This is a genomic window from Agromyces chromiiresistens, from assembly GCF_029167465.1.
GTDB lineage: Bacteria > Actinomycetota > Actinomycetes > Actinomycetales > Microbacteriaceae > Agromyces > Agromyces chromiiresistens.
On sequence record NZ_JARFNL010000004.1, the window covers coordinates 909,096 to 933,924 of the forward strand.

Annotated in this window: 27 protein-coding genes; 16 read left to right on the plus strand and 11 right to left on the minus strand. The window is 71.5% G+C overall.

Annotation, left to right across the window (positions count from 1 at the left end):
- Positions 1–194: 194 nt before the first annotated feature.
- Entirely contained in the window at positions 195–2,555 is a 2,361-nt protein-coding gene (locus tag PX701_RS11565) for a glycoside hydrolase family 84 protein (RefSeq protein ID WP_275506351.1), read from the minus strand.
- 346 nt (positions 2,556–2,901) lie between these two features.
- Between PX701_RS11565 and PX701_RS11570 the strand changes: the two genes are divergently transcribed.
- On the plus strand, positions 2,902–4,140 hold the full coding sequence (locus PX701_RS11570) for an ROK family transcriptional regulator (protein WP_275506352.1): 1,239 nt from the start codon (positions 2,902–2,904) through the stop codon (positions 4,138–4,140).
- 22 nt (positions 4,141–4,162) lie between these two features.
- On the opposite strand, the gene PX701_RS11575 is transcribed toward PX701_RS11570, so the two are convergent.
- Positions 4,163–4,861, minus strand: coding sequence for a helix-turn-helix transcriptional regulator (locus tag PX701_RS11575; RefSeq protein ID WP_275506353.1), 699 nt, complete (start codon positions 4,859–4,861; stop codon positions 4,163–4,165).
- A gap of 73 nt (positions 4,862–4,934) precedes the next feature.
- Here PX701_RS11575 and PX701_RS11580 point away from each other — a divergent pair, with 73 nt between their 5' ends.
- Complete coding sequence (locus tag PX701_RS11580) at positions 4,935–5,675, plus strand: alpha/beta fold hydrolase (protein WP_275506790.1); 741 nt, start codon at positions 4,935–4,937, stop codon at positions 5,673–5,675.
- A 32-nt stretch (positions 5,676–5,707) separates the two neighbouring features.
- Here PX701_RS11580 and PX701_RS11585 read toward each other — a convergent pair whose 3' ends face one another.
- Together PX701_RS11585 and PX701_RS11590 are read right to left on the minus strand one after the other, a co-directional pair.
- Complete coding sequence (locus PX701_RS11585; protein WP_231431936.1) at positions 5,708–6,010, minus strand: hypothetical protein; 303 nt, start codon at positions 6,008–6,010, stop codon at positions 5,708–5,710.
- Between the two features lie 85 nt (positions 6,011–6,095).
- The gene (locus PX701_RS11590) at positions 6,096–6,959 is read right to left on the minus strand and encodes a sigma-70 family RNA polymerase sigma factor (protein ID WP_275506354.1); all 864 of its coding nucleotides are present in this window, start codon (positions 6,957–6,959) and stop codon (positions 6,096–6,098) included.
- Between the two features lie 81 nt (positions 6,960–7,040).
- Here PX701_RS11590 and PX701_RS11595 point away from each other — a divergent pair, with 81 nt between their 5' ends.
- The 8 genes from PX701_RS11595 to PX701_RS11630 all read left to right on the plus strand — a co-directional run bounded on the left by PX701_RS11595 (position 7,041) and on the right by PX701_RS11630 (position 13,642).
- A complete protein-coding gene (locus PX701_RS11595) occupies positions 7,041–7,490 on the plus strand; it encodes a nitroreductase family deazaflavin-dependent oxidoreductase (RefSeq protein ID WP_275506355.1) in 450 nt (149 codons plus the stop codon).
- A gap of 159 nt (positions 7,491–7,649) precedes the next feature.
- Entirely contained in the window at positions 7,650–8,264 is a 615-nt protein-coding gene (locus PX701_RS11600) for a carboxymuconolactone decarboxylase family protein (RefSeq protein ID WP_275506356.1), read from the plus strand.
- Positions 8,261–9,136 (plus strand): RNA polymerase sigma-70 factor, encoded by an 876-nt coding sequence (locus PX701_RS11605; protein WP_231431932.1) that lies wholly within the window; start codon positions 8,261–8,263, stop codon positions 9,134–9,136. Before PX701_RS11600 ends, PX701_RS11605 begins: the two co-directional genes overlap by 4 nt.
- Positions 9,137–9,248: 112 nt before the next feature.
- On the plus strand, positions 9,249–9,728 hold the full coding sequence (locus PX701_RS11610) for a nitroreductase/quinone reductase family protein (protein ID WP_231431931.1): 480 nt from the start codon (positions 9,249–9,251) through the stop codon (positions 9,726–9,728).
- Between the two features lie 18 nt (positions 9,729–9,746).
- Positions 9,747–10,649 (plus strand): TerC family protein, encoded by a 903-nt coding sequence (locus PX701_RS11615; protein WP_231431930.1) that lies wholly within the window; start codon positions 9,747–9,749, stop codon positions 10,647–10,649.
- Between the two features lie 128 nt (positions 10,650–10,777).
- Positions 10,778–11,572 (plus strand): SDR family NAD(P)-dependent oxidoreductase, encoded by a 795-nt coding sequence (locus tag PX701_RS11620; protein WP_275506357.1) that lies wholly within the window; start codon positions 10,778–10,780, stop codon positions 11,570–11,572.
- 82 nt (positions 11,573–11,654) lie between these two features.
- Complete coding sequence (gene qcrB, locus PX701_RS11625; protein ID WP_338029118.1) at positions 11,655–13,265, plus strand: cytochrome bc1 complex cytochrome b subunit; 1,611 nt, start codon at positions 11,655–11,657, stop codon at positions 13,263–13,265.
- A 26-nt stretch (positions 13,266–13,291) separates the two neighbouring features.
- Positions 13,292–13,642 (plus strand): metallopeptidase family protein, encoded by a 351-nt coding sequence (locus PX701_RS11630; protein WP_231431928.1) that lies wholly within the window; start codon positions 13,292–13,294, stop codon positions 13,640–13,642.
- A 25-nt stretch (positions 13,643–13,667) separates the two neighbouring features.
- Here PX701_RS11630 and PX701_RS11635 read toward each other — a convergent pair whose 3' ends face one another.
- From PX701_RS11635 to PX701_RS11650, 4 genes are all read right to left on the minus strand, one after another.
- Complete coding sequence (locus PX701_RS11635) at positions 13,668–15,026, minus strand: low temperature requirement protein A (RefSeq protein WP_275506358.1); 1,359 nt, start codon at positions 15,024–15,026, stop codon at positions 13,668–13,670.
- A gap of 71 nt (positions 15,027–15,097) precedes the next feature.
- Positions 15,098–15,565: a hypothetical protein gene (locus PX701_RS11640; RefSeq protein WP_275506359.1), complete on the minus strand. Its 468-nt coding sequence runs from the start codon at positions 15,563–15,565 to the stop codon at positions 15,098–15,100.
- A 60-nt stretch (positions 15,566–15,625) separates the two neighbouring features.
- On the minus strand, positions 15,626–16,399 hold the full coding sequence (locus PX701_RS11645; RefSeq protein ID WP_231431925.1) for a PspA/IM30 family protein: 774 nt from the start codon (positions 16,397–16,399) through the stop codon (positions 15,626–15,628).
- Entirely contained in the window at positions 16,396–17,043 is a 648-nt protein-coding gene (locus PX701_RS11650) for a hypothetical protein (RefSeq protein WP_275506360.1), read from the minus strand. The genes PX701_RS11645 and PX701_RS11650 overlap by 4 nt, the downstream gene beginning before the upstream one ends.
- Positions 17,044–17,340: 297 nt before the next feature.
- Between PX701_RS11650 and PX701_RS11655 the strand changes: the two genes are divergently transcribed.
- The 4 genes from PX701_RS11655 to PX701_RS11670 all read left to right on the plus strand — a co-directional run bounded on the left by PX701_RS11655 (position 17,341) and on the right by PX701_RS11670 (position 19,957).
- Positions 17,341–17,814 (plus strand): DUF6069 family protein, encoded by a 474-nt coding sequence (locus PX701_RS11655; protein WP_275506361.1) that lies wholly within the window; start codon positions 17,341–17,343, stop codon positions 17,812–17,814.
- A gap of 56 nt (positions 17,815–17,870) precedes the next feature.
- Entirely contained in the window at positions 17,871–19,037 is a 1,167-nt protein-coding gene (locus PX701_RS11660; protein WP_275506362.1) for a sensor histidine kinase, read from the plus strand.
- Positions 19,034–19,648 carry a response regulator transcription factor gene (locus tag PX701_RS11665; protein ID WP_275506363.1) on the plus strand — a complete coding sequence of 205 codons (615 nt, stop codon included), beginning with the start codon at positions 19,034–19,036 and terminating at the stop codon, positions 19,646–19,648. The genes PX701_RS11660 and PX701_RS11665 overlap by 4 nt, the downstream gene beginning before the upstream one ends.
- A gap of 138 nt (positions 19,649–19,786) precedes the next feature.
- The gene (locus PX701_RS11670) at positions 19,787–19,957 is read left to right on the plus strand and encodes a hypothetical protein (protein WP_275506364.1); all 171 of its coding nucleotides are present in this window, start codon (positions 19,787–19,789) and stop codon (positions 19,955–19,957) included.
- On the opposite strand, the gene PX701_RS11675 is transcribed toward PX701_RS11670, so the two are convergent.
- Positions 19,954–20,901, minus strand: coding sequence for an EamA family transporter (locus PX701_RS11675; protein ID WP_275506365.1), 948 nt, complete (start codon positions 20,899–20,901; stop codon positions 19,954–19,956). The two genes, PX701_RS11670 and PX701_RS11675, sit on opposite strands and share 4 nt — an antisense overlap.
- Positions 20,902–20,974: 73 nt before the next feature.
- On the opposite strand from PX701_RS11675, the gene PX701_RS11680 reads away from it, so the two are divergent.
- Both PX701_RS11680 and PX701_RS11685 read left to right on the plus strand, forming a co-directional pair.
- Positions 20,975–21,949 carry a LysR family transcriptional regulator gene (locus PX701_RS11680; protein WP_275506366.1) on the plus strand — a complete coding sequence of 325 codons (975 nt, stop codon included), beginning with the start codon at positions 20,975–20,977 and terminating at the stop codon, positions 21,947–21,949.
- Positions 21,946–22,524, plus strand: coding sequence for a VanZ family protein (locus PX701_RS11685; protein WP_275506367.1), 579 nt, complete (start codon positions 21,946–21,948; stop codon positions 22,522–22,524). The genes PX701_RS11680 and PX701_RS11685 overlap by 4 nt, the downstream gene beginning before the upstream one ends.
- Positions 22,525–22,547: 23 nt before the next feature.
- Here PX701_RS11685 and PX701_RS11690 read toward each other — a convergent pair whose 3' ends face one another.
- Together PX701_RS11690 and PX701_RS11695 are read right to left on the minus strand one after the other, a co-directional pair.
- A complete protein-coding gene (locus tag PX701_RS11690; RefSeq protein WP_275506368.1) occupies positions 22,548–23,138 on the minus strand; it encodes a hypothetical protein in 591 nt (196 codons plus the stop codon).
- Positions 23,139–23,342: 204 nt separating this feature from the next.
- Positions 23,343–24,779, minus strand: a complete 1,437-nt coding sequence (locus PX701_RS11695) for an HNH endonuclease signature motif containing protein (RefSeq protein WP_275506369.1) — start codon at positions 24,777–24,779, stop codon at positions 23,343–23,345.
- Positions 24,780–24,829: the final 50 nt, after the last annotated feature.

The window sequence follows — 24,829 nt, forward strand, 5'->3', positions numbered from 1 at the left end:
GCCCGCGAGGTCGGCGCCGGCATGGTCCGACCACCTGTGCCGGTTCCGCCTCATCGTGAGGGGGAACCGGCACAGCTCGAGTGGACGACCCGCGGTCGGACGACCGGTGCCCTTCCGCTCGCACGAGCCGAAGGGCACCGGTTCAGCCGGTGGTGTCGAAACGGCGCCGCGCGCCTGCTCGACCGACCGGAGTGCTACTTCGCCGCGTAGATGCCGAACTCCCAGATCGAGTAGCCCCACGTGGTCTTGCGGTCGATGCCCTGCATGCGCACGTACTGCACCGGGTCGGCCTCGTCGACCGTGAACAGGTCGAGCGCGCAGGTCGAGTCGTCGACCGTGCGGATCGTCGTCCACGTCACGCCGTCGTTCGACGTCTGCAGCTCGTAGGCGTTCGCGCAGGCCGACTCCCAGTTGAGGGTGATGCCGCGCACGACCGTCGGCTCGGCGAGCTTCACCTGCACCCACGAGTCGTCGCTGTAGCCCGATGCCCAGCGCGTCGACAGGTTGTCGTCGTTCACGTTCTTGGTGCCGAACTGCGGCACCTCGACGCTCGACGCGGTCGCCGTGCCCTTGGGCGCGACGTTCACGACGTCACCGGCCTCCCACATCGCGAGGGTGAACCCGATGCGGCCGTGGAACACGTCGAGCACGCCGTCGGCGATGCGCACCTTGGCCTTGCCCCAGGTGTTGTCGGCCGGATCGACCACGATCGCGGCGGCCTCGGCGGCCGTCGCCTTCGCCGCGGTCGCGAGCGAGGCAGAGGAGGCCTCGTCGCCGTCGATCCTCGCCTGCACGGCGTCGAGCAGCGTGACGGTCGCCTCGCCCCACAGGGTCGTCGCGTCGAGCCATGGGCTCGCGTCGGAGAGGAACGCCGGGTCGGTCGGTCCGCTCCGGATCGCGTCGGGCGCCTCGGCGATGGCGACCGCGTACTCGCGCAGGTCGGCGACGGCGCCGGCCTTGTCGCCGGCCTCCCAGCTCGTCCAGAAGGCCGCGATGCGGGCGTTCAGCTCGGGCGACTGCGGCTGCCACGGCGCTCCGAAGCTCGGCGCGAGGTGGTTCAGGTCGGCGAAGACGCGCAGCGCAGCGGCGGTCGAGGCATCCCCGTTCGCGATGAATCGCAGTGCCTGCGACCAGTTGTGCTCGGCGTCGTACGCCTCGTCGTTCCACGTGAAGTCGGCGACGCCGAAGATCGCGATCTTGCTCGCCGCGGCTTGGTTCATCGGGTTCGAGACGATGCCCGAGAGGTACTCGCCGAGGCCGGCCTCGCGCTTGTCGTACGGTGCGAGCAGCAGGCGACCGGAGGTCTGGCCGTAGTCGTTCACGGGGTAGTTGTCCCAGAGGAAGGTCGGACCGCCGAAGACCGTCGCGGCCTTCTGCGCCTGGGCGACCGTGACCTCCTGCGGCACGACGCCCTCACCGGTCCACATCACGACGACGTCCTCGTCCATGCCGCGCAGGGCGGTCTTGTAGCCCGAGTCGGTCGTGTTGTAGTACTCGGTCGGCACCATCTGCAGCGGGTACGCGCCCTCGTGGGTCTCGATGAACTCCTTCTGCACCCGGTCGAGGAACCAGGCCTGCGCGATGCCGGCGGTGCGGCCGCTCGGCGCACCGAACTTCGTGCGGTCGGCGTCGCAGTGCCAGCGACCGTAGTCGATGTCGTCGAGCGGGATGTTGAACGCCCGCACCCCGAGGTCGTACATCTGCTGCAGCTTGCCGGTGAGCGCCTGGTAGTCGGCGTCGCTCGAGTAGCAGACGGTGTTGCCGGGGGAGAGGGCGAACGTGAACCGCACGTGGTTGTCGGTCGCCGTCTGCACGAGGTCGCCGAGCTCGGCGAGCTTGTCGGCGGGGTACGGGTCGCGCCACTTGTCGCGGTGGTACGGGTCGTCCTTCGGGGCGTAGATGTAGGTGTTCGCCTTGACGTCGCCGTAGAACCCGAGCTGGTCGAGGCGCTCCTCGTGGGTCCACGGGTTGCCGTAGAAGCCCTCGATCGTGCCGCGCAGCGGCATCGACGGGAAGTCGCTCACCGAGGCGCCGGCGATGCGGTAGCCGCCGTCGTCCTTCGGTACGAAGAGCTGCTCGAGCGTCTTGACGGCGTAGAACTGGCCCGCCGCGTCGACGCCGCCGAGCGCGACGGTGCCGAGCGGACCGCCCGTGGCGTCGGCGCGGATCGCGTAGCCCTCTGCGTGGTCGGGAACGTCGGTCTCGCCGAGCGCGGCCTGGATGTCGCCACGCGATGCCGCACCCAACTCGATCGTGAGCGGGGCGGTGCCCGAGCGCTTCGCGCGCTCGTCGATGCGGTCGACGCCGTGGGCGGTGAGGGTGTCGCGCAGTGCGGCGAGCGCGGCGGCGTCGGTGCCGCCGTCGACGACGACCTCGACGCGCGCGGGCACGTTGAGGTCGGAGCCGGCGCGATCGATCGACTGCGGGGTCGGGCTCACCGTGGGCAGGGCACCGGCCGGTGGGGCCGCCGCGGCCGGGAGCGGCACGAGCACCCCGGCCAGGGCGACGGCGCACACTCCCGCCGTGGCCAACGTCTTGCGGATCGATTGCATCATTGCCTCCAACTTCTCGACGACTCTGTCTCTGGGTGACGCGGTTCGGGGCCTCGGATGCAGCGGCGCATGCCGCCGGCCGTCGGCGCGCAGCACGACGCATCGCGGTAGGGAACGCGCAGACGGAGCCGGAGTCCCGCGGCCAATCCCCGACCGCGGGACTCGCGCCACGGGAAGAAATCCCGAGCATCAGGCCCACTTTGTTGACTTAGTAAACTAAGTTGGTTCGAACCTATGCGATTCGTCGTCGAGGCGTCAAGGGGCAAGATGATCTCGTGCCCCCCGATGTCACCCGCGCGACCGCATCACGGGTGCCGCCCGCGACACACTTCGCCCGATCGAGGAGACCATGACCGTGAGCAACGCCGGCCCGCAGCGCAAGTCCGACCTCCTGCGCCGCTTCGCGAGTACGGGTGGACTCGACGCGCAGACGGCGATCCGCCGCGAGAACCTGCTGCGGGCGCTCGCACTGATCGCTCGCGAGCCGGCCCCGGTCACCCGCGCCGTCATCGCGCGCCGCACCGGGCTCACCTCCGCAACGGCGTCGTCGCTCGTGGCCGAGCTCATCGAGTTCGGGCTCGTCACCGAGACCGGCCCGGCCGAGAGCACGGGCGGCAAGCGCGCGACCCGTCTCGAGATCGACACCGAGACGCACCTCATCGTGGTCGCGGTCGTGCGGACCCGCGCGATCGACGTCGCACTCGTCGACCTCGCAGGGCGCACGGTCGCGAGCAACCGGGTCGAGCTCGCGGGAGAGGTCGAGGTCTCGGCGGTCGTCGACGCCGTGCGCTCGCTCCTGCGCGCTGAGGGGGCCGAGTCGCGCGTGCTCGCCGCGTGCGTGCAGGTGCCCGGCGTCACGGCCGACGGGGTCGTCGTCGACAGCGTGCAGCTGGGCTGGTTCGGCGTGCCGCTCGCGAGCCTCCTCGAGGAGGCGATCGGCGCACCGACCTCGGTCGTGAACGACGTCGATGCCGAGGCGCTGACCGAGGCCGCCGACGCTGCCGACGGCGCGATCCGCCTCGTCGTGCACCTCGGCGAGGGCGTCGGCGCCGCCGTCACGAACGGCGGCACCCTCATGGCCGGCGCGACCGGCCGGGCCGGCGAGATCGGTCACGTGCGGGTCGTCTTCGAGGGCGCGCGGGCGACGTGCCGGTGCGGCCTGTCGGGATGCCTCGAGTCGGCCGCCTCGATGAGCGCGATGCTCGGCGACGCCTACACCGACGAGTTCGACGAGCACGACACGAGCCTGCTCGCCTCGACCGCCGAGTCGCGCGAGCGCATGGCCTTCGGCGCGCGCGCCCTGTCTCGTGCCCTGCGCATCATGTCGGCGTTGCTCGACCCGCAGGAGGTCGTCATCGCCGGCGCCGCCCCCGCCCTCGGCCCGCACTTCCTCGGCACGGTGCGCGACGAGTTCGAGATGTACCCGGCCAAGGGCACCGCGCCCGTGCCGATCCGCTACGGCCGGCCCGAGCTCGGCCGGTACCTCGGCCCGGCGCGCTCGGCGCTCGCGCCGATCCTCGGTGACGCCCTGCCGCTGACGGAGCGCCCGGCTGCAGGCCTCGCCCCGGTGATCGGTGAGGTGCACTGACCGAAGACGTCGGTCGGGTCGGTCAGTCGTCACGTCTGTGCACCGGTCGTGCCGTGGCCGGCGGAACGCCGATCTCGTCGACGGTGTGTTCGGTGCACGGGATCGCGGTGACACGGGCCTGCTGGACTCGAGCGACCACGAACCAGCGCATCGCGTCGCGCAGTCGGCACCAGCCGACCAGGTACCACTGGCCGTTGGTCGATGCGAACAGCACCGGTTCGACGTCGCGCGAGGTGTTCGTGCCGTCGGCCGAGGTGTAGCGGATGCGGACCACCCGCTGTTCGGTCATCGCCTCCTCGAGCGCCGACCTGACCGCCCGCCGCGGCGGGGCCGGCGCGTCGACCCAGACGCGATCCGCCAGTCGTCGGGCTCTGGCCCGGGCGGCGGGATCGAGCACGTCGAGGATCTTCTGCATTCCGGACGAGGCGAGGTCGGAGTAGGGGGCATCCGGGGCGGCGGACACCGCAGCCAGGATCGCGACCGCCTGCGCGGGGCTCAGGCTCACCGGTCGAAGCGAGGCGATCTCAGACAGCCCGTAGCCGCCGCCGGGGCCAGGACGGGACCACAGGGCCGCGCCGCTGCGTTCGAGGGAAGCCAGGTCTCGCTTGATGGTGCGGACCGAGACGCCGAACTCGGCAGCCAGTAGGTCGGCGGTCGCACCGCGAGACCCTTGACGGCGCAACATCTCCGAGAGCGCATGCAGGCGTTCAGCTCTCTTCACCAGTGAATCATCCCAAATTCATGCCAGAAACAGTGACACCCAGCTGTCCATGCCGTCAGCGAGAGTGGGAGGCATGACGAGTGATGAAACGGAACCGACCATCTTCCTGATCCCCGGCCACTGGCTGGGGGCCTGGGCCTGGGACGACGTCGTCGAACACCTGCGTGCAGCCCGACACCGCGCCATCGCGATGACCCTGCCCGGGCTCGATTCCGAGGACGCGCAGCGGTCGTCACGGACCCTGGACGACCAGGTCGACGCGATCGAGCGTGCGCTGGCGCAGGAGGCCGCGACCGCCCACCGGTCGGCGGTGATCGTCGCGCACAGCGGCGCCAACGCGCCGGTGAGCATGGTGCTCGACCGGCACCCCGAACGGGTCCGCCGCGTGGTCTGGGTCGACAGCGGCCCGCTCGCACCGGGCAGCGTCTTCGCCCCCGACGCCCCCGCCGACCTCGAAGAGCTCGCCCTGCCCCCGTTCGAGGCGCTCGCAGCGCAAGCCAGCCTCGACGGGCTGAGTCCCGACGACCTCGAGCGTTTCCGTCGCCGCGCCGTGCCCGAGCCGGGGCCCGTCCTGCGCCAGGCCGTCACCCTCACCGACGACGCGCGCCTCGACATCCCCACCACGCTCGTGTGCTGCTCCATCTCGAGTGACCAGATCCGGGAGCTGGCCGCCGCAGGGCATCCGATGTTCGCCGAGGTGGCCCGGCTGACGCACGTCGATCTCGTCGACCTCCCCACCGGCCACTGGCCCATGTGGAGTCGGCCAGCAGACCTTGCGCAGGTCATCGCCTCGGCAGTCTCCCCGACGCGGTAGTCCGCACCGGACTGCCCGCCTGCCCGCCCGAGCTACTCCCGCGCGCGAATCCGCCCTCGCGTGAAGGGCAGCACCGGTGCGACGTACACGAGCGATTCCGGATGCCCCGGCCCGAGCCCGAACTCCGCCGACCCGAATCGCCACACCCGGTTGTAGAGGTAGACCCCGATCGTCGTCGCCCGGTCGGCCGGCACCTGCCAGGTGCCGACGCCCCACTGGCTCGGCTGGCCGCGCCCGCCGATGACGACGGTCGGCCTGACACCCCAGTAGAGCGCGAACCACGGCTTGTGCAGCGTCAGCTCGATGCGTCGGGCGGCCTGGGGAACCGGGCTCATCGGGTGGCGGCGGCGGGTGCGGGGGAGGCGTGGGTCACGTGGTGAGTCTAGGTGGAGGCGGACGGGTCGGCAGGAGGTCCGCCGCTCACTGCAGGTGCTCGAGCTTCTTCGGGTTGCCGATGCCGTGGATGGCCGCGATGCGGTCGCCCGCGAACTCGAGTGCGAGCACCGAGACCACTCGGCCGCGACGGCGCACGACGATGCCAGGCGCGGCGTTCACCTCGGCCGTCTCGAAGTCGAGGCCGCGCCCGCCGACGCCGCGCAGCAGTTGCCGCGCGACCGTCTCGGCGCCGACGACGACCTCGGTCGAGGCATCCGGATAGAAGCCGTTCGAGTCGAAGTGCCCCTGCGCGTCGCCCGCCAGCACCGAGATGAGCCCGTCGAGGTCGCCCTCGGCGGCGGCGCGGGCGAACCGCTCCGAGAGCCGTCGGGCGACACCTGCGTCGACCGAGAACCGGGCGTCGCCGTGCGCGGCGATGCGCCGGCGCGCCCGCGACGCCGACTGCCGCGCGCTCGCGACGCTCACCCCGAGCACCTCCGACACCTGGTCGAAGCCGAGGTCGAACACGTCGTGCAGCAGGAACGCGGTCCGCTCGGCGGGCGTCAGCTGCTCGAGCACGACGAGGAGCGCCATGCGCACCGAGTCGTCGAGCGTGACGCGGTCTTCGGGCAGGGTGCGCTCGTCGGTCACGATCGGCTCTGGCAGCCACGGGCCGACGTAGGCGCGCCGCGAGTGCTCGTGCGCGCGCAGCCGGTCGATCGCCAGCCGTGAGGCGACGGTGACGAGCCAGGCGCGCGGGTCGTCGAGCGGTTCGTCGCCGCGGGCGAGGAGGCGCACGTACGTCTCCTGCGTGACGTCTTCGGCGTCGGCGACCGAGCCGAGCACCCGGTAGGCGACGTCGCGCACCACGCGTCGGTGCTCGGTCCACAGCTCTGCGAATTCGGTCATGTCAGTACGACGATCCACCCGGGCCCGGTGTGACGGCAAGGGCCGATGTCACGTTCGCGAGGCCTGGATCGTCTCCCTGGTATGAACGAGATGCTCTCCGCACGACCGGCCGACTCACGACGGTCGGGCAAGGATGCCTCGGGCGGACCGCCCATGCGCCTGGTCCATGCGACCGAGCCGGTCGCCCGGGCGCTCGCCGGCCGGAGGTGGATGCCGATCTGGGCGGTGATCCGCCACCGGGGCCGCAAGAGCGGCACCGCCTACGCGACCCCGATCGCGATCGTTCCGACGATCGACGCCGCGATCGTGATGATCGGCCTGCCGTGGGGCGTCAACACGAACTGGGCGCGCAACGTCGTCGCCGCCGGCGGCGCATCACTGCGCTGGAAGGCGCGCGACGTCGAACTCGTGCACCCGCGCATCGTCGACGCCGCCGTGGCGCAGCGCCTCGCGAAGGCGCCCTTCCGCCGGGTGCTGGGCCGCTTCCCCGCGGCGATCGTGCTCGACCGGGCGGCTCCGCCGGTCGAGTAGGCACGCGGCGGTTGCCCGGCCGCCGCCGGTCGACGATCGACGATCGACGAGGAGTTTTCGCCGCACCTGTCACACGCGAGCGCGGGCCGGTGTCTTACCTGCATCGACGGAATGTTCCGGGAACCGAACACCGGCCGTCGACCACCGCAGGAGGACACGATGACCACCCAGACCCGCATTCCGCCGACCGAGCTCACGGGTGTTTTCGGCACGGTCGTGAAGGTCGCGGCCCGCCGCATGCTCGGCCAGGTGCCCGACTCGATGGGCGTGCTCGCGCACCATCCCGCGCTCATGCGCGCGTCGATGGGCATCGGGCGCAAGATCGAGGCGCTCGACGAGCTCGACGACAACCTCGCGAGCTACGCCGTGATGGCGACGGCGGCCTACATCGGGTGCAGCTGGTGCCTCGACTTCAACTACTACAAGGCGCACAACGAGGGCCTCGACGAGGCGAAGGCCCGGCAGGTGCCGGCCTGGCGCGAGGCATCCGTCTTCACGCCCCTCGAACGCAACGTCATGGAGTACGCGGAGGCGATGAGCCAGACCCCGCCCGCCGTCACCGACGAGCTGTCGGCGGCGCTGCTCGACGAGCTCGGCCCGGCCGCGCTCATCGAGCTCACGGCGAAGGTCGCCTTCATGAACATGAGCTCGCGCATGAACCTCGCCCTCGGCATCCACTCGGAGGGCTACGCCGATGCGTGCGCCCTGCCGCCGCTCGCGACGAGGGCGACGACGACGGATGCCGCGGCCGAGGTCGTAGGCTCGGCATCATGACCGACGACCCGTTCGTCACCCACCGCACCCTGCTCTTCACGATCGCGTACGAGATGCTCGGCTCGGTGGCCGACACCGAAGACGTGCTGCAGGAGTCGTGGCTGCGGTGGAACGCCGTCGACCGATCCGAGGTGCGCGAGGAGCGCGCCTACCTCGTGCGGATCGTCACGCGCCAGGCGCTGAACCACCTGCGCACCAAGTCGCGGCGCCGGGAGTCGTACGTGGGCGAGTGGCTGCCCGAGCCGCTGCTCACGAGCCCCGATGTCGCGGAGGACGTGGAGTTCGCCGAGAGCGTGTCGATCGCGATGCTGACCGTGCTCGAGACGCTCGGACCCACCGAGCGCGCCGTGTTCGTGCTGCGCGAGGTGTTCGACGTGTCGTACGACGAGATCGCCGACGCGGTCGGCAAGACGCCGGCCGCGGTGCGCCAGATCGCCCACCGCGCGAAGACGCACGTCGCGGCCCGGCGGCCGCGGGTGGCGGTCGACCGCGCCGAGCAGGAGGCGGTGGTCGCGCGGTTCGTCGCGGCGATCAACTCGGGCGACCTGCAGGGCCTCATGGACGTGCTCGCACCCGACGTCGTGTCGGTCGCCGACGGCGGCGGCTTCGTGCGCGGCGCCGCGCCCAGGCCGATCGTGGGCGCCGACAAGATCGCCCGGTACCTGATCGGCGGCCTCGCGAAGCTCGGCCTGCCGTTCGAGGCGCGACCGACCTGGGTGAACGGCCAGCCGGCGATCCGCGGCGAGATCGACGGCGCGCTCGCCGGGGCGATCAGCTTCGAGATCGAGGACGGGCGCATCACCCGCATCTTCTCGATCGCGAACCCCTACAAGCTCGGCCACCTCGACGAGGAGGCCGAGCTGTCGCGCTGACCGCCGACCCCGGTGGTCGAGGAGCGACGAAGGAGCGTCTCGGGGCCCCTGCGCTGCCCGATCCGCGGGATGATTGAGGGGAAGCACTCGCCACCAGAGGGAGGCGATCCCCATGGCCTTCGACACCCCGAACGGCACCCGCGGCGCGCGCAGCCCGGCCGGCACCCGGCTCGAGCGGTGGGGCAACCAGCGCATGGCCGAGCACATCCGCCGCAAGGGCGACCGGCGCGGCAACAAGCTCGCGCTCGTGACGATCGGCCGCAAGACCGGGCGGGAGCGCGTGACACCCGTGCGCTGGTTTCCCGAGGGCGACGGCGCACGGTTGATCGTCGCGTCGGCGAACGGCGCCGCGAAGAACCCGTCGTGGTACTACAACATCGCGGCGCATCCCGACCGGGTGCGCATCGAGTTCGCGGGCAAGCGCATCGACGTCACCGCCGAGCAGCTGCACGGTGCTGAGCGCGCGGCGGCGTGGGCGCAGATCACGTCGACGGCGCACGGCTTCGCGAGGTACGAGCGCGTCACCGATCGGGAGATCCCCGTGATCCGGCTGACGCCACGCCGCACGCCCCGCACGGATGGCGCCGCATAACGCGCGCGGCTCCCTACGATGGGCGGCGTGGACTTCTCCTTCGCCCTCACCCCCGACCTCATCGCCGTCTTCGTCACGCTGTTCGTGCTCGAGATCGTGCTCGGCGTCGACAACGTCATCTTCATCTCGATCCTCGCGTCGAAGCTCCCGAAGGAGCAGCAGGCCAAGGCGCGCAACCTCGGCCTGACGCTCGCGATGGTGATCCGCGTCATCCTCGTCTTCTTCGCCGGCTGGATCATCACGCTGAAGGAAGACGTCGTCGAGCTGTGGGGCATGGGCTTCTCGGTGAAGGACTTCATCCTGATCGCCGGTGGCCTCTTCCTCGTCTACAAGGCGGTCACCGAGATCCACCACAAGCTCGAGGGCGCGGAGGAGGAGCACGGTGCCGCGCCGAGGCGCATCACGTTCGGTTCGGTGCTCGCGCAGATCCTGGCGCTCGACATCGTCTTCTCGCTCGACTCGGTGATCACGGCCGTGGGCATGACCGAGAACCTGCTCGTCATCGTCACGGTCGTCGTGCTCTCGTTCGGCATCATGCTGTTCGCGGCGCGCTTCATCTTCACGTTCGTGAACCGCCACCCGACGGTGAAGATGCTCGCCCTGTCGTTCCTGCTGCTGATCGGCGTGTTCCTGATCGCCGAGGGCTTCGGGGTGCACATCGACAAGGCCCTCATCTACGCGCCGATGGCGTTCGCGATCCTCGTCGAGGCGCTCAACCTCCTCGCCGCTTCGCGCAAGGCGAAGCGCGAGCAGCGCCGCCGCGAGCCCGTGCGGCTGCGGCCGCAGTACCCCGACGTCGACGAGTCGGTGGCGGTGGCCGCGGCGCTCTCGACGGGGGCCGGCAAGGGATCGGTCGGCCTGTCGGGCCGCCCGGTCGAGGGCGAGCAGGATGCCTCGGAGGAGCGCGCCGGGCTCGGTTGATCGGTCCGGGACGAGCGACCCCTCGTCTCGGGCATTCGCTTCCGAAGTGCAATCGAAAGGTTGCACTCTGTTCTGAATAGTGCAACTATCAAGTTGCACAATTCAGAACGAGATTCGGAGGTCGTGACATGCTGCTCGAGAACAAGGTGGCCGTGATCCACGGCGGTGGCGGTTCGATCGGGGGAGCGGCAGCGCGGGTGTTCGCCCGCGAGGGCGCACGCCTCTTCCTCGCGGGCCGGTCGCTGCCACGGCTCGAGGCCGCGGCATCCGCCGCCCGTGCAGCTGGCGCGGCCGTCTCGATCGCCGTCGTCGACGCGATGAGCCAGGCCGAGGTCGACCGGCACGTCGACGAGGTGGCCGAGATCGCGGGTCGCATCGACATCGCCCTCAACGCGGTCGGCTTCGACCACGTGCAGGGCCTGCCGATCGCCGAGACCTCGCTCGACGACTACCTGCACCCCGTGGTCGGCTACCTGCAGACGAACTTCGTGACCGCGAAGGCCGCGTCGCGGCACATGATCGCGCAGGGCGGCGGCGTCATCCTCACGATCTCGACGCCGGGCGCCCGGCTCACCGGTCGCGGGCTGCTCGGCAACGCGGCCCAGTCGGCCGGGCTCGAGGGGTTCTCGCGCGCGCTCGCGGGCGAGCTCGGGCCCGACGGGGTCCGCGTCGTCTGCGTGCGCCCGCACGCCATGTCGGATGCGCTCGAGACCTCGTACACGGGCGACATGTTCGGCCGCACCGCGGCGGCCGGAGGCATCCCCATCGATGAATGGCTCACCGGGCTGGCGGGCATGACGGTGCTGGGCCGGCTGCCGGTGCTCGACGACGTCGCGGAGTACCTCGCGTTCGCCGCCTCCGATCGCGCCGGCTCGATGACCGGCGCGATCGCGAACCTGTCGGCGGGGGCGCTCGTCGACTGAACCGGCACGCTCCTCGAGGGCACCTGTCACAAATCGGGCCGCTGCGGCGTCGTATGTGCAGAGGGCCTGAGAGGAGACCGACGTGTCGGCAACGCAGGAGCGTCGAACGGGATTCACCGAGCGGGCGGCAGAGCGGCTGGGCCGCACGACCGCGGGACGGCGTGGTGCGGCGTTCGTCGCGGAGCTGCGGGGTCGTGTCGTGCCGGTGCACTGGACGAACCTGTTCGGGGTGGTCGCGATGGCGTGCCTCGTGGTCATCACGGTGACGGGCGTCATCCTCATGTTCTGGTACACGCCGTCGAACGCGACGGTCACCTACGACGGGCCCTACCCGACGCTGCTCGGGGCGCAGGCCTCGGAGGCCTACGCGTCGACGATGCGCATCTCGTTCGAGGTGCCCGTCGGCCTGCTCGTGCGGCAGGCGCACCACTGGGCGGCCCTCCTGCTGCCGGCGGCGATCATCGCGCAGCTGCTCGTGACGTTCTTCACGGGCGCGTTCCGGCGGCCGCGGCGCGCGGGGTGGGTGCTGCTGTTCCTGCTGCTCGTCGCGGCGCTCGCGGGCGGCTGGAGCGGGTACGCGCTGCCCGACGACATGCTGTCGGGCACGGGGCTGCGCATCGTCGAGGGCATCGTGCTCGGCATCCCGTTCGTCGGCACCCCGCTGAAGGACCTGCTGTTCGGCGGTGCCTTCCCCGGCGAGATCATCGCGCACCTGTACCCGCTGCACCTCGCCGTGGTGCCGCTCATGGCGGTGCTCATCGCGGTGCGCGCCGCCCTGCTCCTCCGGCACCGCCCTCCGCGGTTCGCGGGGCCGGGCCGCACCGGCGTGCCGCTGCTGCCGACCGCCGCGGCTCGGGCGGGCGGCCTGCTCCTCATCGTCATGGGGGTGCTGATGCTGATCTCGGCGACGGTCACGATCAACCCCATCTGGCTGTACGGGCCCGCTTCACCGGGCGACGCCGGCGCCGGGAGCCAGCCCGACTGGTACACCGGGTTCCTCGACGGGGCGCTGCGCCTGGTGCCGCCGGGCTGGGAGCTCGTCGCGTTCGACCGCACCTGGACGCTCGCCGTGCTCGCCCCGCTCGCGGTCGTCACCGCCTACCTCCTGCTCGTCGCCGCGTACCCGTTCATCGAGGAGTGGATCCTCGGCGATCACCGCGAGCACCACCTGCTCGACCGCCCCCGCAACACCCCGACGCGCACGGGCGTCGGGGTGGCGGGCGTCGTGTTCTACGGCGTGCTCTGGGGCGCGGCCAGCGCCGACGTCATCGCGGCCGCGTTCAGCGTCAGCATCGAGGGCGTGGTGCTCGTGTTCCAGCTCCTGCTGCTGGCGGGCCCGGCCGTCGCGTTCGCGCTCACGCGGCGAGTGTGCCTCGGCCTGCAGCGACGCGACCGCGACATGCTGCTGCACGGGTTCGAGACGGGGCGCATCGTGCGCCTGCCGGGCGGCGAGTACGTGGAGGTGCACGAGGAGCTCGACCGCGACGAGCGCCGGCGCCTGCTCGACGTCGACCGACCCGCCACGGCCGCCATCGCGGCGGCCACGACCGCACCGCGCGGACGCCCGCTCGAGCGGCTCCGTGCGCGCCTCGCGCGGGTCTTCTTCGACAGCCGCCTCGAACCGGCCGACCCGCCGCACGATTCCGTCGACAGCGAACGGGATGCCTCGGATCTGCGCATTCCGGTCGGGTGAGCCCGTTCGGGGTTCAGAATCGGTACATGGTCGAGATCTCGGACGACGACTTCGAGCAGATGGTCTCAGAGGTCTACGACGCGCTGCCCGACGAGATGGTGCGCGGACTCGAGAACGTCGCGGTGCTCATCGCGAACCAGCCGCCGGGGGAGCGGCCGCGGCTCTTCGGGCTGTACAGCGGGCGCCCGCTGAAGACGCGCGGGGTCTACGGCTACGGCGAGCTGCCCGACCGCATCACGCTCTTCAAGAACAACATGCAGGCCTACAGCCCCGACCTCGACGCACTGCGCACCCGGGTGCGCATCACGCTCGTGCACGAGATCGGCCACTACTTCGGCTTGGATGACGCGCGCCTCGGGGAGCTCGGCTGGGCGTAGCCCCCTTCGCCGGGGCGGGCGAGGTTCAGGTGGATGCCTCGGCCGCGTCGGCCTCGGCGTGCCGGGCGGCGATCTCGGGCTCGAGCAGGTGCCGCTTCGCGGCCTGCAGCGTGTGCGAGTACCCGACGAGCTCGTGCCCGACGACCTCGATCACGCACGAGAGCGACACGAGCCCGATGACCGTGACGAGGGCGGTGAGGTCGCCACCGGGTTCGAGGTCGATCGGCGCCCCGGCGTCGACGACCGTGGCGATGACGACCGCGGCCACGAGCGGCACGAGGTTCGCGATGAAGAGCGGCACGTGCGTGAAGTCCATGGAGTGCATCAGCACGCTCCAGATGAGGAAGACGAGCACGACCACGCACGCGACCGGCACCGCGAGCGCGAGGGTGATCTGCAGCAGGCTGAGCTCCTGGTGCTCGACGCCGACCGCGGCGACGTGGAGTCCCGCGCCGACCGCCGCGATCGCGCCGAAGAGGGGCAGGTGCACGTACCGCCAGCCCCAGGTGCGTTCGGGCCAGCGCTCGAGGATCGTGCGCGACGGGACGAGGTAGTACGCCCACCAGAGCCCGGCGGCGATCACGAGCCCTGCGGCGACGATCGCGACCGCCGCGATCGACCATCCCTGCTCAGCGACGAGAGCGCCGACGGCTGCGACCGTTCCGGCGATGACCTCGCCGATCGTGATGAGGGTGAGCAGTCCGAATCGCTCGGCGATGTGACCGGCGTTCCACGGCGCCCGACCGAAGCGGCGCTCGAGCACGACCGGCGCGATGAGCTCGGCGGTCGCGAGCACGACGATCGCGGCGATGGTGGCGCCCGTCGGGATGCCGGGGATCGTCGTGAGCAGCCAGCCGACCTGCGCGACCGCGATCACGGCCGCGTACGCGAGGGAGGTTCGCCGATGCGCCGGGTCCTCGCGCGCGGCGCGCAGCCAGAGCGCGATCAGCGGGACGCGCATGACGATGTAGCCGGCGACGAGCAGCATGTTGTTCGGGCTGGCTCCGTGCGCGGCATCCTCGAAGCTGACGGGCAGCCCGAAGATGAAGATCACGACCCCGACCATCTGCGCGACGACGGCGGCCCGCACGAGCGCGTCGTCGTTGTCGTAGGCCGACGAGAACCAGGTGAAGTTGAGCCACGCCCACGACACCCCGAAGACCGCGAACAGGTACGCGCCGATGCCCGGTCCGACCTCGCCGACGAAGAGCGCATGCGCGAGCTCGTCGGCCGCGGCGGCGAACGCGATGACGTACGTGAGGTCGTAGAGCAGCTCGAGCGGGGTGACGGCACGATGCGGTTCGTCGGGGTTGCGGCCCCGCATGGGGCGCAGGCGATGCCTGAGGTCGAGCCTGAGCTGCGCAGTGAGGGACGGCGTCGTCATCGGGAAATGATGCGCCGGTGCGCGCCGCGCGTCGAGACCCTCGGCTTGCTCCGTCGGTCGAATCGCGCCGGCTAGGGCGTGATGTCGATGTCGACGTTGCCGAACGTGAACGGGATCGTGAAGGGCTCGCCCGGGCCCGGCGGCTCGAGCGGAATCGCGAAGAACGAGACCATCGTCAGCGCCGCCCAGGCGAGCGTGCCGGCGATGATGATGTCCACCGCGCGGTCGATGATGCGCAGGGCGGATGCCTCGGAGCGGCCAGGCCGCAGCACGAGGGTGATCGCGACGATGACCGTCACCGCGATCGCGATGAACACGATGGGGCTCGGATGCAGGGTGAGGTTCACGCACGCCGAGTCGGCGGCGGCCTCTTCGCTCACCGCGTCGAAGCAGCCGCCCTTGCTCGCCGTTCCGAGGATCGAGTACCCGAGCGCGGCGCCCAGGGCCGAGAGGAGCATTCCCCGGATGCGGCCGATGATCGTCGCGCCCGGCAGGGGCGAAGCGACGCCGGCGGGTGTTCGGTCGAGCGTCTCGGACATCCGGTCTCCCTCGGTTCGGGCTACCGGCATCATGGCAGCGGCAGGCGCCGCCTCGCTACCTCAATTGGTGCTCGACCCCTGCCCGATGCCCAGCCACCCGTCGGGGCCTTCGCGATGCTGCTGCGAGGAGGTCGCGCCCGAGCCATCCTTCATCGCCTGCAGTTGACGGTCGACCTCGGCCTTCGCCGAGAGCGTCGCGAGCTGCCGCTCGATGTCGGCGTCGGGGGCGGCGGTGAGGTCTTTGAGCGCCCCGCTGGCGAGCAACTCGTCGGTGGCGGCGGCGCGCGCCTGCATCTGCGCGACCCGATCCTTCGCCCGGTCGAGGCTGGCGCCGACGTCGTTGATGCTCGCGCCGATGCCGGCGACCGCCTCGTTCGCCTTCACCTGCGCCTCGGAGGCGGTGTAGGTGGCCTTGATGGTCTCCTTCTCGACGCGGAACGCGGCGACCTGCTCGGAGAGCTGGCGCTCGCGTTGCTGCAACTGCGCGGTCTGCTGCTGCAGCGCGGAGTACTGGTCCTGCAGCTTCGAGACCTGCGACTCGAGCAGCGCACGGCGCTCGAGGGCCGCCCGGGCGAGGTCTTCGCGCCCCTGTGCCATGGCCTCGCGGGCCTGCTCGCCGAGCCGCTGGAAGCGGGCGCCCATCTCCTGCCCCTGCAGGTCGATGCGCTTCTTCGCCGTCGCCACGTCGGCGACCGCCTGACGCACCTGCTGCAGCAGCTTCACCTGCTGCTCGTAGCTGTCGTCGAGGGTCTCACGCGGGTCCTCGATCTTGTCGAGGGCCTTCTTGGTCTTGCTGCGGAAGATGGTGCGGACGCGCGAGGTGTTGTCGCTCATGGTCGGGTCTCCTTCAGGTCGAACGTCTGACGTGGTCGGCGTGCGGGCGTGCTCTGGGGGTGACCCGGCGGCCGGGTCGGGGCGACGCGTTCTTCGCGACGGTTGAGCCGCTGCAGCTCGTCGACGCCGACGGCGAGGGCGGCGACCTCGCGTTCCATGTCGGCGCGCAGGGCGCTCAGCGTGTCGTCGGTGGAGCCGGAGAGACCGGATGCGACGGCCGAGCGCAGCCGGCGCACGAGCCCCGCGACCTGGTCGACACGATCGGCGGCGAGCGGAAGCTCGGCGGCGAGCACGGCCTGGTCGGTCTCGCTCTCGAGCAGTCGCAGCTGCAGGCCGAGCGCCTCGCCCTCGGTCTTGATGCGGCGGAAGAGCCGCGGCAGTTCGCCGTGCCCGCCGCCGCTCTGCGCGGCGAGGTCGATCGCGGCCTGTCCGCTGTCGAGGGTGTCGCCGAGTCGCACGCGCAGGGCGAGCACCTTGCGGCGCGGGCCGTGGCTGAAGCCGGCACGGGTGCGCAGCGCTGTGGCGGCGACCGCCCTGTTGCGGCGGATGCGCCGGTAGACGGCTCGCACGACGAGCGCGACCGTCGTGATCGCGACCGCGACGAAGATCAGGAACGCGATGAAGATGCCGAGGAGGACCTCCACGATCACCACCCCCCGTCGGCATGGTCGTGGCGGTCGGGCGCGGTGCCGCGCCGTTCGAGATTCAGGTTCATGGCCCCCGCCTTCGTCCAGTTGCGAGGCGGCATCCTCACCGCATCGCAAACGCGATATAACGCAATTTACGCTCGACTCGGCCGAAGCCCTAGCGCTCCCTGCGAATTCGGAGCGTGGGCGCCCGTCGCGTTCGGGGCGGTTGAGCGAGCGAGCCGCCCGCAGCGCACGCACAGTCGTGACATTCGTCTCTGCCGAGGCCCGACGCCGATTCGTAGCGTCGAAGGCATGAACACGACCGCACCAGCAGTCCAGCCGAACGCCGTCGCCGACCGCATCGGTGTCGACGCCCCGCCATCCCGCCGCCGGCTCGCACGGGCGGCGACCGTCGCCGTCGCGATCGTCCTGCCGCTCATCGTCTGGGTCTTCGCGGTACCGCTCGCCGGACTCGACCTCGTCGCCGGTTCGGGGACGACCGCGCAGACGATCACCCCGGTGTCGATCGTCGTCGCGGGCCTCTTCGCGGGTCTCGCCGCGTGGGGGTTCCTCGCGCTGCTCGAGCGATTCACCCGGCTCAGCGCCCGCATCTTCGGCATCGTCGGGTGGACGATGCTCGCCCTCTCGCTGCTCGGCCCGATCGGGGCGGGCGGGTCTGGGGCGGTGATCGTCGCGCTCATCGCGATGCACCTCGTCACGGGTGCGACGCTCATGGTCGGACTGCCGATCGCCGCCCGGCGCCGCCCGACCGCGACGGAGCTCTGAGTAGATTGGCTGACGGACCGAGCCCCATTCGGAGTCGAACCGGGATGCGTGACGTGATGACGACGATCGATGAACCGCAGCCGACCCCGCGGACCGCGGCGTGGCTCGCCTACCGCCCGGCCGCGTGGCTCGCGCTGATCGCGGCGCCGCTGCTGCTGGTCGCCCCGTTCGTCTCGGCGATCGTCGCCGGCGATGCGGCGCGCGTCGCGTACGTCGTGCTCATCGGCGTCGCATTCGGATTGGCGGTCTCCCGCCCGTTCGGGGCGGGCCGTCGCCCGAGTGCCGCGACGGAGCTCGCCTTCGTCGCCCTGCTGCTGCTCTGCGCCGGCTACTTCTTCCTCCAGCAGGGCGGTCAGGCGCTGCTGTTCCCCCTGCTCGCGGTGGCCGCCTCGCTCGCCGTCCGCCGGCGGTGGGCGATGGGCGTGGTCGGTTCGATCGCGGTGACGGGTGCGCTCGCCGTGGGGTTCGAGTCGTGGTCGCTCGAGGCGGCCGTGCTCGTCGGGTTCGCCGCGTTCGCGGGCGGTGCGGGCAACTACCTCGTGCAGTACTACGTGGCGCTGGCCCACGAGCTCGATCGCACCCGCGAGCGGCTCGCCGTCGCGGCCGTCGGCGAGGAGCGGCTGCGGTTCTCGCGCGACCTGCACGACCTGCTGGGGCACTCGCTGTCGGTGATCGCGGTGAAGGCCGAGGCGGCGCGCCGCCTGATGACCCCGGATCCGGATGCCGCGGCCGAGCACATCTCGGACGTCGAGCAGATCGCGCGCGAGGCGCTCGGCGAAGTGCGTTCGGTGGTGGCCGGTTCGCGGTCGGCGAGCCTCGGCGACGAGGTGGCGAACGCGCGTCGCACGCTCGAGCAGGCCGGGGTCGCGACATCCGTGACCCTGCCCGACCGGCCGCTGCCGGTCACGGTCGATGCCGTGCTCGGGTGGGTCGTGCGCGAGGGTGCGACGAACGTGCTGCGCCACTCGGTGGCGCGCGAGTGCGTGATCGCGGTCTCGGTGGTCGACGGCCGCGCGATCGTCGAGGTCTCGGACGACGGGCCCGGGCGGGCTGTTCGCGCGGTGTCGTCGACGGACGCGGCAGGATCGACCTTCGTGCCCGGCAACGGGCTGCGCGGACTCCGCGAGCGCGTCGAGGCCGCCGGTGGCGAGTTCGCGGTCGAGGTCTCGCCGTGGTTCCGTGTCACTGCTGTCGTGCCCCTTCCCGGGGAGGCGGGACGGTGAGCGGGGCGACGACCATCCTCATCGCCGAGGACCAGCGCATGATGCGATCGGCGCTCGCGACCCTGCTCGAGCTCGAGCCCGACCTCACGGTCGTCGGCGCGGTCGAGCGCGGCGACGAGGTGGTGGCCGCCGCCGAGCGCCTGCATCCCGACGTCGTGCTGCTCGACATCGAGCTGCCGGGCGCGAGCGGCCTCGACGTGATCGGGCCGCTGCGGTCGGCGGTGCCCGGCTGCCTCGTCGTCGTGGTGACGACGTTCGGCCGGCCCGGCTACCTCGCGCGGGCGCTCGCTGCGGGGGCGAACGGATTCCTCGTGAAGGACGACCCCGTCGAGCAGCTCGCCGCGGCGATCCGGCGGGTGCGAGCGGGGGAGCGGGTCGTGGACTCGAAGCTGGCCGCCGAGGCGCTCGGCGTGCGCGACAACCCGCTGACCGCGCGCGAGGCCGAGGTGCTGCGGGCCTCGGCCGATGGGGCGACGATCCACGACATCGCCGAACGGTTCTTCCTGTCGACGAGCACCGTGCGCAACTACCTCTCGAACGCGATCGGCAAGCTCGACGCCCGCAACCGCATCGAGGCGCTCACGATCGCCCGCGACCGCGGGTGGTTGTGAGGAGCACTTGGTCGGTCGAGTAGCGCGGAGCGCGTATCGAGACCAACCGCGCGAGCGGCGATCTACGTCATCGTCGAGCGAGATGATCCGCCGCACGGGGGAGGCCGGCCCCCGCGGCGTGCCAGCATGATCGGGCGCATGAGCGAAACGATCTTCACACCGGGAGCCGAGGTGGTCACGCCGCGCGGACGCGGCCAAGTCGTCGATGTGCGCGCGACCGCCTCGGGAAAGTTCGTCTTCGGGATCGAGGATGCCGATGGCGAAGTGAGCTACTTCACCGAGAAGGGGCTTCGGCTCGCGAGAACCTAGTGCGCGTGCCCTCCGACGGCTGACGACGAGGATGCTGCGACCGGTTCGGGCGCGGCAAGCGCCCGCTCTGCGCGCCGCCGCACCGGCGCATTCGCGATGATCACCCCGGCGACGAGCACGAGCCCGCCGACGGTCTCCCACACGTTCGGGATCTGCCCCAGCAGCAGCGCCGCCGACGCCATCGCCACGACGGGCGCGAGCAGCACCCACGGCACCACCGACGCCGAGCGGTTGCGCGCGAGCAGCGCGTTGAAGATCGCGTAGCCGACGAGGGTGCAGAGCCCGGCCGTGTAGAGCGTCGACACGACGGGCCGCCAGCCGAACGCCGCGATGCCCGCCGCGATCGCATCGGGCCCCTCGATGAGCGCCGACAGGCCGAGCGCCGGCAGCGGAACGACGAGCGACGACCACACCGTCAGCGACAGCGCGCCGAAGCGCTTCGCGGGCGCGACCGGGCCGGCCTTGCGTGAGATGACGTTGCCGATCGCCCACGACAGCGCGGCGAGCAGGCACAGCACGACCGCGATCGCCGGCGCATCGCCGCCGCGACCGAGCGCCACGACGCCGAGCCCGACGGTGCCGACGAGCACGCCGATCGTCTGCATGCGGCTCGGGCGCTCGCGCAGGGCGAGCGCCGCCACCACGATCGTCAGCACGACCTGCGCCTGCAGCAGCAGCGCCGCGATGCCGGGCTGCAGCCCGAGCGCGATCGACGTGTAGAGCAGGGCGAACTGGCCGAGGCTCATGAAGAGGCCGACGCCGACGACGGTCTTCCAGCTCGCGAGCGGGCGGGGCACGACGACCACGGCGAGGGCGACGACCGCGAAGCGCACGGCGACGAAGAACAGCGGCGGGATGCCGGCCATGCCCCAGTCGATCACGACGAAGTTGAAGCCCCACATCGTCGCCACCAGGGCGGCCAGCAGCATGTCGCGTCTCGTCATGGAACCAGCTTCGCGCCGAGGCATCCGGAAACACCAGCGATCATTTCTGCGCTTGATTCGGTAGCATCCGTACATGATCGATCTCGAAGCCGTGGTCGCGCTGCGCGCCGTGGCCACCAACGGAAGCGTCGCCGCCGCGGCCGACGCGCTCGGCTTCACGCCGTCGGCCGTGTCGCAGCAGATCAAGCGCCTCGAGCGCGGCACCCGCGTCGCCCTGCTCGAGCGGGCCGGCCGCGGCGTCGTGCTCACCGACGCCGGGCGCCACCTCGTCACGTCGTCGGCGACCGTGCTCGCCGACCTCGAGCGCCTCGAGGCCGACCTGCACCTGGCCGGCGGGGTGAGTGCTGCCGACGGTGCGCCCCGCCGAGTCACGGGCGAGGTGCGCATCGGTGCGTTCTCCACCGCCGTGCGAGGCATCCTCGTCGACGTGCTGCCGCGGCTGCGGGCGGAGCACCCCGACCTGCGGGTGCCGATGCGCGAGAGCGAGCCGTGGGAGACCATCGCGCTCGTCGCGTCGGGCCAGCGCGACCTCGGCATCGTGCACCGGTGGGGCGGGGTCGCGCTCGCGATGCCCGATCACCTCGTAGAGACACCCCTGTTCACGGATGTCGCGGACGTGATCCTGCGGCGCGACCACAAGCTTGCGCTCGCCGGGGTCACTGAACTGACGCCGGCCGATCTCGCCGACGAGGAATGGATCGCGACGTTCGACTCGACCATCTGCCGGCAGTGGCTGAGGCGCCTCTTCGACGGCGTCTCGAACGCGCCGCGGGTCGTGCACGAGTCGATGGAGTTCGAGAACCATCTCGAGCTCGTGCGGGCCGGGCTCGGGGTCGCGCTCGTGCCGCGGATGGGACGACCGGCTCTGCACCCGGATCTCGTGGCGATTCCGACGGTTCGCCCGGCGTCGACGCGCGGGGTGTCGGCGGTGCATCGGCGGAGCCAGGCGGACTCGCCGGCGCTGCAAGTGGTGCTGGATGCGGTGCGCGAGGTTGCGACCGCCGGGCTCGGCGGTTCCCGAGGCTCGCAGCGAGAGAATGCCCTGTGACCTCTTCGAACCAGCCGCGAACGAACCGAGGCCGCGGCATCCTCATCGTCGCGTTCGCGGTGTACCTCGCGCTCCTCGCATGGGTGGTGCTGTGGAAGCTCGACGTGCCGTGGATCGGCGAAGCCGCAGGCCTCGCCCGGCCGATCAAGCTGGTGCCGTTCGTACCGGCCGGAGACGACGGGGCGAGCAAACCGGCTGAGCTGCTGATCAACCTCGTGCTCTTCGTGCCGTTCGGGCTGTTCGCCGGAGCCCTCGCGCCGGCCTGGAAGTGGTGGAAGACCGGCCTCGCCGCGCTTGCCACGAGCCTCGTGCTCGAGACGGTGCAGCACGTCATCTCGACGGGCAGCTTCGACACCACCGACCTCATCGTCAACACCGCCGGCGCACTCATCGGCTGGAGCATCTTCGTCGCCGTGCGCCGCGTCGCAGGCGAATGCACCTCGGTCGTCATGTCACGCGTCTGCGTCGCTGTCTCGGCCCTTTCGCTCGTCGCGGTGATCGCGTTCGTGGCATCGCCGCTCGAGTACGGCCCGCAACGCGACGTCGTCGTGGAGCGCTCGAACCCGACGCCGTAACCGGTGCGGATGCGGCTTGCGATTCAGGCCGGGTCGATGCGCAGCACCGGCGCCGATTCGCCGACGGTGAGGTCGTCGACGATGCGGATGTCGCGTGCGAGGTCATCGACCGCACCGATGACGGTGCCGAACCGTTCGCGGTCGCTGCACACGGCGGTGACGGTCACGAGGTGCGTGCCGAGATCCCAGGTGTACGTGGCGAACGGCGGGCGACCGCCCGGCGGAAGCGGCATGGCGAGCTTCTCGCCCAGGCCGAGGTAGGTGCCGCGGAACTCCTCGGTGTCGTCGTACTCGATCGGCATCGAGGCTCGCGCGATGCGGATCTCGGGGGTCGCCGCCTGAACCTGGGCCATCACCACGAGCAGGTCGGGCTCGGCCTTCCAGACCCAGACGAGCACCCGCCCCGCCGCCTTGCGCATCAGGAACGGCACGGCCTGACTCATCGCCCAGGCGCTGAAGCCGCCGCCGCGCTTCGTGGGCTCGGCGCCCGGGCCCTTCGCCTGCGACAGCAGCATGCCGATCGCCTGCTTGCGGGCGCGACGGCCACGGAATCCGAGGGAGTCGGTGACGGGCACCCACTTGGAGCGGTCGGGTTCTGCGTGGAGTCGGGGCACGCTCTCAGCCTAGGAGGGACTCCTGTGCGGTGGGCGAGCGTTGGCGTCCGCCCGGGTGGCGCCGGGCCGGGTTCCGCCGACGCGTCGTTCAGACTGGGGGCGCACGAGCCGAGCAGCGTGCGGTCAGGCCCTGCCCGGTGGCGCTGGGCGGGCGGCAACCCATGCGCCGCGCGAGGCGGGCGCCACGAACCGCACCGCGCGCGGTCAGGCCGCCCGACCGTCGCGCAGCTCGAATCGCGCCCGCCCGCCGAGCCGCGGCAGTTGATCGGGGTCGATGTGCGGTGGCGGAATGAACCACACCTCGCTCGGGCCCGCGTCGATCCTCCACCCGTCGCGGTGCACGCGGTGGTGGCAGAAGCTGCAGAGCATCACCCCGTTCGAGAGGTCGGTCGGGCCGGCATCTCGCTCCCACCAGCGGATGTGATGGGCCTCGACGTAGGAGATGTTCTGGCCGCACGAGGCGCAGCCGCCGTCGCGCTCGCCGAGGGCGAGGCGCTGCGCCTTGGTGAAGAGCCGGGCCGCCCTACCGAGGTCGAGCGGGAGGCTCTCGCCGCCGAGCACAGCGGGGATGACCTCGGCGTCGGCGGCCATGCGGCGCACGGTCGACGCCGGGACGGGCTGGTCGAGCCCGTCGATGTTGGCGTGCCCGAGGCCGCTCACGAGCGTGTCGAGGTCGACGCGCACGACGACCGTGGTCTTCGCGAGGGGCGTGAGGGTCTGGGTGCAGCCGAGTGTGTGGCGCGCGAGCGCGGCGAGTGCGTCGGCCTGGATCTGCGGGATCGAGCGGTCGTCGTCGACGACGGGCGCGTGGTCGCCGTCGACCGGCCGACGTCGGCGCAGCGCATCGCTCACGAGCGCCTCGATCGCGGCCTTGACCGGCGCGGCGCTCTCTGGGTCGAGCCGGGCCTGCAGGTGCACCATGCCGTGGCGGTCTTCGCGCATCGTCAACGAGCGCTCGGTGCGGAGTTCGTCGTCGCGGGGTTCGACGCCGTCGGGGTCGAGCCTCGCCTCAGCCTCGCGGACTCCGCGCAGGAGGGTCTCGAGCGGAACCTGCGCCGCCAGCTCGACGAGCGCCGCTTCGACGACATCGATTCGAGAGGCGTCGGCCCTCGCCCACGCCCGGTCGAGCATCGAGGTGATCGCGGATGCCGCGTCGAGACCGATCGCCGCCGTCGCGAGCGCAGCCGCCACGTGCGGATGCCTCGAGGGCGCCCGCTCGCCGCTGAAGGTGTGCCGCTCGGCGGTGGCGGTGCCCACCGCGATCAACCGCTGCGCGTCGGTGCGCGATGCCCCGGTGGATGCCGCGATGAGCCGGGTCGGATTGTGGAACCCCTGCGCCTTCGCGAGCCCGGTCTCGCCGAACTCGGGCCCGGAGCGGCGCGCGACCTCGGCGGCGACCCGGGCGAGCACGGCGTCGATGTCGCGCCGCGTCTTCGCGAGGGCGTCGGTGACCCGGATGAGACCTGGGTCGCTCATCTGCTCGAGGTCGAACTGCGTCGAGCCGAAGCTCGCGCCCCACGCCGGCATCGCACCGGTCCACGCCTCACGGAGACTCGCCACCTCGCGCTCGAGGGCGGCCAGCGCGTGCAGCGCAGCCTGCGCCGCGGGTGCGGTGTGCCCGGGTGGCGAGGTCTCTTCCATGGTTCAATCCTGTACCCACCCACTGACATTCGAGATCGCTGGAAATCAGT